This window comes from Actinosynnema sp. NPDC059797, assembly GCF_042732085.1.
GTDB lineage: Bacteria > Actinomycetota > Actinomycetes > Mycobacteriales > Pseudonocardiaceae > Actinosynnema.
On the sequence record NZ_JBHWIE010000234.1, the window covers coordinates 1 to 11,371 of the forward strand.

General features: G+C 75.1%; 9 protein-coding genes. 4 read left to right on the top strand and 5 right to left on the bottom strand.

Annotated features, from left to right (window positions below):
- A partial coding sequence (locus ACFV4N_RS32150; RefSeq protein ID WP_499676399.1) for a protein kinase domain-containing protein occupies window positions 1-1,309 on the top strand: 1,309 nt, incomplete at its 5' end.
- A gap of 4 nt (window positions 1,310-1,313) precedes the next feature.
- Here the strand turns inward: ACFV4N_RS32150 and ACFV4N_RS32155 are convergent.
- Window positions 1,314-2,255, bottom strand: a complete 942-nt coding sequence (locus ACFV4N_RS32155; protein WP_499676400.1) for a GNAT family N-acetyltransferase — start codon at window positions 2,253-2,255, stop codon at window positions 1,314-1,316.
- Window positions 2,256-2,324: 69 nt separating this feature from the next.
- Window positions 2,325-3,239, bottom strand: coding sequence for a hypothetical protein (locus ACFV4N_RS32160; protein ID WP_499676401.1), 915 nt, complete (start codon window positions 3,237-3,239; stop codon window positions 2,325-2,327).
- A gap of 173 nt (window positions 3,240-3,412) precedes the next feature.
- Between ACFV4N_RS32160 and ACFV4N_RS32165 the strand changes: the two genes are divergently transcribed.
- The gene (locus ACFV4N_RS32165) at window positions 3,413-5,584 is read left to right on the top strand and encodes a M20/M25/M40 family metallo-hydrolase (RefSeq protein ID WP_499676402.1); all 2,172 of its coding nucleotides are present in this window, start codon (window positions 3,413-3,415) and stop codon (window positions 5,582-5,584) included.
- A 17-nt stretch (window positions 5,585-5,601) separates the two neighbouring features.
- Here ACFV4N_RS32165 and manD read toward each other — a convergent pair whose 3' ends face one another.
- Window positions 5,602-6,831 carry a D-mannonate dehydratase ManD gene (gene manD / locus ACFV4N_RS32170; protein ID WP_499676403.1) on the bottom strand — a complete coding sequence of 410 codons (1,230 nt, stop codon included), beginning with the start codon at window positions 6,829-6,831 and terminating at the stop codon, window positions 5,602-5,604.
- Window positions 6,828-8,780, bottom strand: coding sequence for a cellulase family glycosylhydrolase (locus ACFV4N_RS32175; RefSeq protein ID WP_499676404.1), 1,953 nt, complete (start codon window positions 8,778-8,780; stop codon window positions 6,828-6,830). Before ACFV4N_RS32175 ends, manD begins: the two co-directional genes overlap by 4 nt.
- Before the next feature lie 69 nt (window positions 8,781-8,849).
- Between ACFV4N_RS32175 and ACFV4N_RS32180 the strand changes: the two genes are divergently transcribed.
- Both ACFV4N_RS32180 and ACFV4N_RS32185 read left to right on the top strand, forming a co-directional pair.
- Window positions 8,850-9,878, top strand: a complete 1,029-nt coding sequence (locus tag ACFV4N_RS32180) for a LacI family DNA-binding transcriptional regulator (RefSeq protein ID WP_499676405.1) — start codon at window positions 8,850-8,852, stop codon at window positions 9,876-9,878.
- A gap of 27 nt (window positions 9,879-9,905) precedes the next feature.
- Window positions 9,906-10,778 (top strand): NAD-dependent protein deacetylase, encoded by an 873-nt coding sequence (locus ACFV4N_RS32185; protein ID WP_499676406.1) that lies wholly within the window; start codon window positions 9,906-9,908, stop codon window positions 10,776-10,778.
- 22 nt (window positions 10,779-10,800) lie between these two features.
- On the opposite strand, the gene ACFV4N_RS32190 is transcribed toward ACFV4N_RS32185, so the two are convergent.
- On the bottom strand, window positions 10,801-11,371 hold a 571-nt coding region (locus ACFV4N_RS32190; protein ID WP_499676407.1), incomplete at its 5' end, for an SAM-dependent methyltransferase.

Here is an 11,371-nt window from a genome sequence, read left to right on the forward strand (position 1 = left end):
GTCCGGGGTGGTGCACCGCGACGTGAAGCCCGGCTACGTGCTGGTCACCGAGTTCGGCACGGTCAAGGTCACCGACTTCGGCACCTCGCGCGCGGCCGACGAGGTGACCGTCACCGCGTCCGGGATGCTCGTCGGCACCCCCGCCTACCTGGCGCCGGAGGTGGCCCGCGGCGAGAAGGGCGGTTTCCCCGCCGACGTGTTCGCGCTCGGCTCCACCCTGTACGCGGCGGTGGAGGGCGATCCGCCCTTCGGGGTGGACGGCAACACGATCGCCCTGCTGCACCGGGTCGCGGAGGGCAAGTTCGCGCCGCCGGAGCACGCGGGCCCGCTCGCACCGGTGCTGATGCGGCTGCTCGACCCGAACCCGGACACCCGGCCGTCCATGGCCGACGCCGAGCGGATGATCCGCGACGTGCGGTTCGAGCGCACGCCCGACCCGACCGCGCTCCTGGCCACCCCGCTGGCCACGCTGACCTCGGTGGAACCGGCACCGGCCTCCCCGCCGACCCCGGAACCGACTCCGCGGCCGACCCCGGAACCGACCCCGCGGCCGACGCCCCCGCCGCGATCGCGACCCGAGTCGCAATCTTCGCCGCGATCGCAACCCGAGTCGCCGTCACAACCCCAGTCGCAACCCCGGTCGTCGCCGCAAACGCAACCGCCGTCGCGATTGCGGCCGGACCCGCGGCCCGCCGCCGTCGCGCCGCCCCCGTCGTCCCCCGCCCCCGAGCGGGAGGAGCGGCGGGGCGACCGCAAGGCCCTCGTCGCGCTGGGCGTCGTGGCGCTGGTCGCCGTCGCCCTGGTGGTCTACCTGCTCAACCGGGACGCGGACCCCGGCACGGCGGGCCCGGACAACAGCACCACCACCACGACGCAGGCCGAGACCACCGGGCAGCAGCAGCAACCGACCGTCGAGCAGACCACCACCCAGCAGCCCGAGCAGACCACGACCACCCCGCCGCCGGAGCAGACCACGACGACGCCGCCCGAGCAGCCGCCCGCCGACGTCCCGGCGGACCGGGCCCTGGGCGACTACTACGCCCTGCTGCCCGGGAACCTGGAAGCGGGCTACGCGCGGCTGAGCGACGGCTTCAAGGCCCGGTTCGCCCCGTCGTTCGCCGACTACCAGGCGTTCTGGGGCCAGATGAGCGCGGTCAGCGTCACCGACGTGCGACCGGTGGGCGGCAACGAGGTGGCGGCCACCGTCACCTACACGTACCGGAACGGCGGCAGCCAGCCGGAGCGGCACGTCTACACGCTGGTCAAGACCGACGGCGGGTGGCTGATCGACGGCCAGCGCTTCGCCTGACCGCTCAGGCCGGGAACGCGCCGCGCCACACGTCGATCACCAGCACCGGCCGCATGCCCACCGACTCGTACAGGCCGAGCGCGGGCGTGGTGTTGTTCGAGTCGACGTGCAGCACCGTGCCGACCCGGCCCTCCGCGGCGTCCAGGTGGAACGCGTGCCGCAGCAGGTGCTTGGCCACGCCGCGACCGCGTGCCGCGGGCAGCACGCCTAGGTGGCCGACGTAACCGCGGTTCTCGTCGGCGAACTGGTCGGTGCGCTCCAGGAACCCGACCGGCTTGCCGTCCAGCTCCGCCAGCCACAGCCCCGACCAGTCGAAGGTCGACTTCCGGTCCTGCGCCTCGTGCCACTCGGAGTAGGTCTTCGGCGCGAACCCGAAGTGCCCGGTGAACGACTCGTTCAACACCTCGTGCGCGGCCCGCCGCACCCCGTCGTCGACGGCCGGGCGCAGCACCAGCCCGTCGACGGGCGCGGGGGGCGGCACGTCGCCGTCGTGGTCGGCCCGCATCCGGTGGAACGTCGTGCCGACGGCGAACCCGAGCGCCGCCACCTTCTCGCGCAGCGCCTCGTCCGGCCGGTAGACGCCCTGGTCCACGACCACCTCGGCGTGACCGGCCGCGCGGGCGACCTCCCGGGCCCGCGCCAGCACCCGCTCGAACAGCCAGTCCACCACGGCCGGCCGCGAGGAGGTCACGTCCACGTCGACCCGCGAGCCGTCGCCGCGGCTCTCGACCACCCCGTACCCGACCGGCTCGTCGCCGTCGAGGACCAGCCAGGCGTCGCGCGCGGGGTCGAAACCGGGCCGGGACAGCTCGTCGCGCACGTCGTCCAACGTGTAGTCGCCGAACCCGACGACGGCGGTGGTGTAGGCGTGCACGAGCCGCAGGATCGCCGCGGCGTCGTCGAGCGAGGGCGGCCGGGTGGTGCAGCCGGCGGGGAGGGTGAGCACGGCGGACATGGTGCGCCGCGCCCACCGCCCGTGTCGACCGATATCGGCGCGACCGGGCGGTGGCCTCGCCTAGTCCGGCCACTCCCAGGCCACGCAGAACATGCCCGGACCGAACCCCAGCGCCACCGCGTGGGTGTAGCCCTCCGGCGACACCGCCATCCGCTGGTGCTCGACCGGGTGCGGCACGTCCGGCCTGACCACGTGCCTGCGGACCGACGTGGGCAGCGCCGCCGGGTCGAACTGCACCTCCACCGCGTAATCCCGCACCGGCGTGCGGAACTGGCTGCAGTAGGTGTCGTCGCCGCGCGGGTACGGCGGCCCGTCGACCACCGACGCGTACTCGACCACGATCGTCTCGCCGCGCGCCAGCACCCGGTCGAACAGCAGCTCGGCGGCCACCACCCCGTCCTCCTCCCGGCGCACGACCCGGCCGAGCGCGCACGACCGGATCGGCACGATCCGCGGCGCCGGACCGGGCTGGGTGAGGTCGTGCACCGTCACCCACCGGTCCGCGCCGTCGCGCTCGGCGCGCAGCACCTGCCTGGTCCGCACGGTCCGCACGCCCCGGTCCGCCGCGACCTCCACGGCGATGTGCAGGGTGAGCCTGGTCAGCGCCTCGTCCCGGTCGACCAGGGACAGCACCGGCTCGATCCGCTCGCGGTCGGGCCACATCTCCTCCAGCGCCGGCGCGTCGGCGGTCCGCCTGGTCCGCCCGCGCTGGCGCGGCTCGCCCAGCAGGTCGGTCAGCGCACCGGGCCCCAGCCCCAGCACCTCCTCCAGGTGCCGCACGGCCTGGATGGAGCCGCGCCGCTCGGGTTTGCTGCGGCCGGACTGCCAGTAGCTCAGCGCGGCGACGCTGATCTCCGTGCCGCGGTCGAGCAGCCGTTGCCGGATGCGGTCCAGGCCGAGGCCCCGGGCGGCGATCGCGGCGCGCAGCGCGGTGGCGAAGGGTTCTTCGGTGGAGACGTGGTCGCGGGTGTCCATCGTTCCTCCTGTTCGCGGCGCCGGCTGACGTTACGGGTCGGCCGCCCGCTCCGGTAGGACCCCGGTGGGCCGTTCGGCCGCGACGGGCGCCGCACCGGTGCGGGCACGTGCGGGTACCCGAAAGCACCGCCGGACCGGTTCCGGTCCGCCGCCCGGCCGGCTAAGGTCGGCCGGTGCTCCAGCGGACGTGGTCGACGGCGGTGTCGCTCCTGGTGATCGCGGCGGTGGGCGCGCCGGCGGTGCTGGCGTTCCGACCACCCGCCCCGCGCGCGGACGCCCCGCCCGCCGAGTTCGCCGCCGGCCGGGCCGAGGAGCACCTGCGCGCGATCGCGCAGCGTCCCCACCCGATCGGCTCGGCCGACAACGCGCGGGTGCGCGGGCACATCGCCGAGGTCGCCCGCGGGTTCGGCGCCGAGGTGTCGGTGGAGTCCGACGACGTGGTCCGGTCGTGGCGCGGGGTGGAGCGGGTCGCGACCGCGCACAACGTCGTGGCCCGCGTGCGCGGCACCGACCCGTCCACGAGCGGCGGCAAGGCGCTGCTGCTGGTCGCGCACCACGACTCGGTGCCGACCGGACCCGGCGCGGCGGACGACGGCGCGGCGGTCGCGGCGATGCTGGAGACCGTGCGGGCGCTGGGTCAGCGGCCCGTGCGCAACGACGTGGTGTTCCTGTTCACCGACGGCGAGGAGGCCGGGACGCTCGGGGCCGAGGCGTTCGTGCGGCGCCACGGCGTCGACGACTACGGCGCGGTGCTGAACTGGGAGGCCCGCGGCAGCGGCGGGCCGGTGTGGATGTTCGAGACGGGACCGGGCAACGCGCCGCTGGTGTCGGCGTTCGCGGGGGCCTCCGGCCGGCCCATCGCGAACTCGCTGGCCGCCGAGGTCTACCGGCTGATGCCGAACTACAGCGACTTCAGCGTGTTCCTCGACGCCGGCGCGCGCGGGCTCAACAGCGCGTTCATCGAGCACGTCCACGACTACCACTCGCCGTACGACGACCTGGAGCGGCTCGACCGCGGCAGCCTCCAGCACCACGGCGACACGATGGTGGGCCTGGTGCGGGAGCTGGGGGACCGGGACCTGCGCGCGGCCGACGGCGGTTCGGCGGTGTACTTCGACCTGTTCTCGCGCGTGCTGGTGCGCTACCCGGTGTGGTTGGCCGCGGTCCTGGCGGCGGTGACGGTCTTGGCGTTCCTCGCGGTCGTCGTGGTGCGGCGGTTGCGGGTGCTGTTCGTGGCCGGCGTGGCGGCGGGCGCGGTGGTCGTGGCGGGGGCGGTGGTGTTCGCGCTGTGGTCGGCGGTGGCGGCGCTGCGGCCGGGGCTGGCGTTCCTGGCCCTGTCGGAGCCTTACGAGCGGGGCTGGTTCGTCGCCGGGTTCTCGGTGGTGGGGCTGGCGGTCCTGCTCGTGGCGGCCCGGCTGGTGCGGGGGCGCTCCCGGGAGGAGGTGGTCGCGGGCGTGCTGGTGCCGCCGGCCGTGCTGCTGGCGGTCACCGCGGTGCTCGTGCCGGGCGCGAGCTTCCTGTTCCAGTGGCCGCTGGCGGCGGGCCTGCTCGCGCTGTGGCGGCCCCGCCTGGCGTTCCTGCCGCCGCTGGTCGCCGCCGCGGTGTACCCGCCGCTGGTCGGCACGCTGCTGGTGGCGCTGGGCATGCCGATGGCGGCGGTGGGCGTGGTGTTCGCGCTGCTGGCGGGCGTGCTGCTGGTGCCGTTGTTGGCGGAGTTGCCGGGAGAGCTGCCGCGGCACGCCGCGTTCGCGGCCGGCGCGGTGGCGTTGGCGCTGGTGGCCGCGGGCACGGCGAGGTTCGGTTTCAGCCCGGCCGAGCCGCGCCCCAACGCGCTGGTCTACCGCCTGGACACCGAGTCGGGCCGGGCGGACTGGCTGTCCGGCGACCCGGAGACCGACGAGTGGACCCGGCGGGTGCTGGGCGAGGACCCGGAACGGGGCGCCGCGCCGCCGCTGCCCGAACCCGCGCTGCGCGCCGGAGCCCCGGTGCTGGACCTGCCCGCACCCACCGCCGAGGTGACGGCCGACGCCGGCGCGCTCCGGCTGCTGGTCACGCCGGCGGAGCGGGCGTGGCGCACGCACGTGACGCTGCCCGAGGGGAGCTGCCGGTTCGGCGACCGCCCGCTGGGCGGCCGTCGGCTGGAGCTGTACGGCACGACGCCGCGCGAAATCACCTGCGAGGTCGCGCCCGGCGCGCCGGTGGCCGTGGAGCTGGTCGACCACTGGATCGGCCTGCCGCCGGAGGCCGCCGCCCTGGTCGGCCCGCGCCCGCCGGACACCATGCCGGTCCAGTCCGGGAACCGCCCGTACGACGCCGCGCTGGTGCGGGCGGTGGTCCGCGGCTGACCCCCGCCCGCACGCGCTCACCAGTCGTGGAGGGTCCCGTCCGCCAGGCGGTTCACCGGCAGGTACGCGGCCCGGTAGGGGAAGCGCGCCGCCGCCTCCAGGTCCAGCTCCACGCCCAGCCCCGCCGCGTCGGACGGGTGCAGCAGGCCGTCCGCGAAGGTGAAGGACGTGCGGAAGACCTCCAGCGTCTCCGCGGTGTGCGGCATGTACTCCTGGATGCCGAAGTTGTGCACGGCCAGGTCCAGGTGCAGCGCCGCGGCCATGCCCACCGGCGAGATGTCCGTCGGGCCGTGCAGCCCGGACCTGACCCCGTGGACGGCGGCGAAGTCCAGCAGCTTCTTCATCGCGGTCACGCCGCCGGTGTGCGTGACCGCCGACCGCACGTAGTCGATCAGCCGCTCGCCCAGCAGCGTGGTGTAGTCGTGCACGGAGTTGAACACCTCGCCGATGGCCAGCGGGGTCGTGGTGTGCTGCCTGATCAGCCGCAGCGCCGCCTGGTCCTCGCCCGGCGTGGCGTCCTCCAGCCAGAACAGGTCGTAGGGCTCCAGCGACTTGCCGAGCCGGGCGGCCTCGATCGGCGTCATCCGGTGGTGGCCGTCGTGCAGCAGCGGCAGCTCCGGCCCGAACTCGTGGCGCACCGCCTCGAACACGCCCGGCACGTGCCGCAGGTACGCGCGGGTGTCCCAGGTCTCCTCGACCGGCAGCGCGGTCGGCCGGGCGGGCTCGTAGTCGTACCGGTCGCCGCCGCCCGCCGCGGACGAGGCGACGCCGTAGACGGTCGCCAGGCCCGGGATGCCGGTCTGCACGCGGATGGCCCGGAAACCCCGCTCCAGGTGCAGCCGGATCGAGTCGAACAGCTCCGGCAGGTCGCGCCCCGACGCGTGCCCGTAGGCGAGCGCGCCGACCCGGCACGCGCCGCCCAGCAGCTGGTAGAGCGGCATCCCGGCGGCCTTGGCCTTGATGTCCCACAGCGCCGTGTCCACGGCGGCGATCGCGGCCATGGTCACCGGCCCGCGCCGCCAGTACGCGCCCCGGTACAGGTACTGCCAGGTGTCCTCGATCGCCCGCGCGTCCCGCCCGACCAGCAGCGGGACCACGTGGTCGGCCAGGTAGGACGCCACCGCCAGCTCCCGGCCGTTGAGCGTCGCGTCGCCCAGCCCGACCAGGCCGTCCTCGGTGGTCACCCGCAGGGTCACGAAGTTCCGCCCCGGGCAGGTCACCACCACGTCCGCCGCCGCGATCCTCATTCGCCCCTCCGCACTTCCGCCACCACCACACCGAACGGACCCAGCTCCAGCCCGCGCACCGGCTCGCCGTCGAGCGACACCAGCGACCCGCCGTCCACCAGCGGCGTCACCGTCACCGGCGCGTCGTGCTGGCTCACGAACCAGGCGAACTCGCGCCCGTCCTCGTGCTCCATCACCGCCGCCATCACCAGCGGGTCGGCCACCCGCACCCGCGGCCGCACGCCCGCCTCGGCCGCCAGCGCCGCGTAGAGCCGCCACATCGGCTCGGGGTTGACCCGGGGCGTTCGGGCGGCCATGTGCTCCAGCGGGTAGGTGCACAGCACCAGCCACCCGTCGCCGACCCGCCGGCGCAGCAGCGCGGGCCGCCCGCGCGCGTCGGTCGCCAGCACCTGCGCGCCGTCCGGCACGACCGGCAGGAACGCCCGCGAGTGCTCCGTGCCCGCGACCCGGAACACCAGCTCCTCACCCGCCGCGATGTCGCCGAGGTCGTGGGTGAACACCATCCGCAGCTCGTCGTCCTCGATCGGGTCGACCAGCCCGTACCGCAGCTGCTTGACCACGCCGAACGTGCCGTCCAGGTCCGGCCACCACGGCCCGCGCTGCGTGCGGTGCTCGCCGACGAAGTACGACGCGTACACCACCGCGCCCCGCTCGGCCCGCGCCACCAGCGCCCGCCACGTCGGCGCGGTCAGCTGCTTGACCGACGGCGCCAGGTACAGCGCGCAGTCCTCCGGCACGCCGTCCAGCTCCCGCGCCACGCCCACCGGCAGGTCGGCCTCCCGCGCCGCGACGTAGGCCTGGCGGCAGTGGTCGGCCACGCTGGTGGCGTCCTCGGGCTGGGTGAACGGGTAGCGGGCCTCCAGGAACGACGACACCAGCAGCGCCACCCCGGTGTCGGGCCGGCGCAACCCGGCGAAGTCCGTGCGCCGCAGCACCTCGGCGAACCGCGCCACCTCGACCAGTTGCCGCTTGGGGCGGCCGCGCGAGTCGGTCAGGCCGAAGTGCATCTCGAACGGGTGGTGCCGGTAGGGCTCCTGGTCGAACAGGTCGTCGTAGTCGGTGTTGTTCCACGGGATCCAGCCGGTCGCGCCGGCCAGCAGCGTGGTGTGCAGGACCTGCCGGTAGTAGTGGGCGGCGTGCTCCTCGGAGGTGTAGTCCGAGGTCACCCCGAACTCCTCCAGCACCACGGGCTTCCCGCCGACGTCGAGCAGCTCGCAGACGAACGCCGCGCCCAGGTGCAGCCGCAGCGGGTCGTCCTCCATCCGGTACACGTGCGGCCCGTGGAAGTCGACCAGCGGCGCCAGGTCGCGGACCCGGAAACCGTTGTCCAGGCCGGTGACCTCCACGCCCCACGCGCCGTCGCCGACCGACACCGGCTGGGTCGCGCCCACCGCCCTGATCTCGCCGATCAGCGCCGCGGCCCACGCCGTGACGGCGTCCGCGTCGAGGGTGCCGATGCCGCGCGAGCGCCAGTCGGCGTAGATCGGTATCTCGTTGCTGAGCAGCCACCCCGCCACCGCCGGGTGGTTCTTCCAGCGGGCCGCCAGCTCCCGCACGTACCAGCGCTGGAGCGCCACGAACGACTCGTCGCCGAACACGTCGCGCCCGTCGCGCCAGGGCGGGTCCCAGTTCTGCCCGGACATGTGGCCGACGACGAAGGTGGGGATGGTGCCCATGCCGAGCGCGTGGTGGCGGTCCAGGAAATCGTCGTACCTGCCCAGCAGCTCCTCGTCGAGCCGGTCCTCGGCGGGCATGAAGTCGGGCCAGTAGCAGAAGCTGCGGGTCAGGCCGATGCCGTGGTCGCGCAGCGTGCGCAGCTCCTCGTCCACCACGCCCGGGTCGTAGTGCCGCCACATCAGCGGGCCGCCGGTGCGCGACCAGTAGTTGACGCCCACCCACGTCACGGGGGTGCCGTTCGGGCCGATCAGCTTCGCCGAATTCCGCTGCACGACACAGGTATATCGTTTTACTTGACACCCGTCGAGTCCCTGTCGGGAGTCAGGTGTAACGTTTTCCGCGTGGCAGGAAGTGGCAAGCCGACGATCGCCGACGTCGCCGCGCTCGCCGGCGTGTCCGCCTCGGCCGTGTCCAAGGTCGTCAACGGCAAGGGCGGCATCTCCCCGGCCACCCGCGAGCGCGTGCTGGCCGCGGCCGCCAAGCTCCGGTGGACGCCGTCCGCCACCGCGGTCGCCCTGCGGGCCGCCAAGGCGCGGGCCGTCGGCATGGTCCTGCGGCGGGAGACGGACCTGCTCAGCACGGACCCGCACTTCACCCTGCTGATCGACGGCATCGAGCGCGAGCTGGCGCCCAAGGGCTACGGCCTGCTGCTGCACATCGTGGGCGAGGAGCGGGTCGCCGAGGAGACCGCCTACCGCAGGCTCGCCGAGGAGGGCCGGGTCGACGGCGTGCTGCTCACCGAGAGCCGGGTCGGCGACACCCGGTTCGCCCTGCTGCGCGACCTCGGCCTGCCCGCCGTGCTGATCGGCACCCCGTGGGAGGCCGACCCGATCCCGGCCGTGCGGGCGGCCCACCCCGACCGCGGCGTCCGCCAGGCCGTCGAGCACCTGCTGCGGCACGGCCACCGGCGCATCGGCTACCTGTCCGGTCCCGGCGACCGGGTGCACACCCACCACCGCAGGCGGGTCTTCGAGCAGGTGCTGACGGAGAACGGCCTCGAAGCCGCGCCCGCGCTCGCGTCCGGCGACTTCGGCCCGGCCGGCGCGGTGGACGCCGTGCGGGACATGCTGTCCGGCCACCGCCCCACGGCGATCCTGTTCGCCAACGACTCGATGGCCGTGGCCGGCCTGAGCGCCGCGCGCCGGCTGGGCGTCGAGGTGCCCCGCGAGCTGTCCGTCATCGGCCACGACGACCTGCCGATGAGCGAGCTGGTGTACCCGCGGCTGACCACCGTGCGGCAGGACCTCGTCGGCCTGGGGCGGGCGGCGGCCCGGGCGCTGCTCGCCGAGCTGGGCGAGGTCGAGGACGGCCACGTCGAGGTCGACCCGCCCGAACTGGTGGTCCGCGAGTCGACCGGTCCGGCCGCGTGACCGGTCCGGCCACGTAACCTGGGTGCCATGCGCACAAGGCCGACGCTGAGCTGGACGGCCACCGGCGCGCCGCTGCCGCGCACCACGAGCCTGGACGAGGTCGTGCGGGTGCTCGCGGCAGGCCGGGTCCTGGTGCTCAGCGGCGCGGGCCTGTCCACCGAATCCGGCATCCCCGACTACCGGGGCGCGGCGGGCAGCCTGCGCAAGCACACCCCGATGACCTACGACGAGTTCGTCGGCAGCCCGGCGGGCAGGCAGCGGTACTGGGCGCGCAGCCACCTGGGCTGGCGCACCATCGCCCGCGCCCGGCCCAACGCGGGCCACCTCGCCGTGACGCGCCTGCACGCCGCCGGCCGCGTGACCGGCGTGATCACCCAGAACGTCGACGGCCTGCACCAGGCCGCGGGCACGCCCGACGTGGTCGAGCTGCACGGCGGCCTCGACCGGGTGGTCTGCCTGGGCTGCCGCCGGACCAGCCCCCGCGAGGACCTGGACCGGAGGCTGGGCGCGGTCAACCCCGGCTTCGCGGCCGAGGCGTCCCGGGTCAACCCCGACGGCGACGTGGACCTGGCCGAGGACGAGGTGCGCTCGTTCCGGCTGGTCGACTGCGCCGACTGCGGGGGAGTGCTCAAACCGGACGTGGTGTTCTTCGGCGAGAACGTGCCCAGGCCGCGCGTCGAGCGGTGCGGCGCGCTGGTGGACGCCGCCGGCGCGCTGCTGGTGCTGGGGTCGTCGCTGACGGTGATGTCCGGCCTGCGGTTCGTCCGCCGCGCGGCGGCCGCGGGCACGCCGGTGCTGATCGTCAACCGGGGTGAGACCAGGGGCGACGCGCACGCGTCCGTCCGCGTCGACCTCCCCCTGGGGCAGGCGCTGACCACCCTGGCCGACCTGCTGGCCTGAGCCCGGGGCCGCCGCGGCGTGCCTAGTGGCGGCGCAACCGCAGCACGTGGTCGGTGCGCGTGCCCGGCTCGCCGGAGGGACTGGCGATCTCCCGCACGACCGACTCGTCCACCTCGACCGACCAGCCCTCGCCGAGGTCGAGCCCGGCCAGCACGTCGGCGTTGGTGGGGAAGCGGTACTCGCCGTCGCGGCCGCGCTCCCAGCTCGGCCACCCGGCGTGGCCCACGACCAGCAGCACGCCGCCGGGCGCCACCGCGCGGGCCGCCCGCGCCAGGATGCGGTTCCGCTCGCCCTCGGCCTCGGTCATCGAGTGCAGGAACTGCGCGGACACCAGGTCGAACTCGCCCTCCGGGAACGACCGCGACAGGTCGTGCCGCTGCCGCTCGACCCGGTCGGCCAGCCCGGCCTCGGCGGCCCGCGCCCCGACCCGGTCCAGCGCGACGGACGACACGTCGACCGCGGTGACCCGCCAGCCCCGCGCGGCCAGCCACAGCGCGTCGCCGCCCTCGCCGCAGCCCAGGTCGAGCGCGGTGCCGGGGGTGAGGTCCGACACGTCCCTGGCCATCAGCTCGTTTACGCGGCCGTTCCAGACC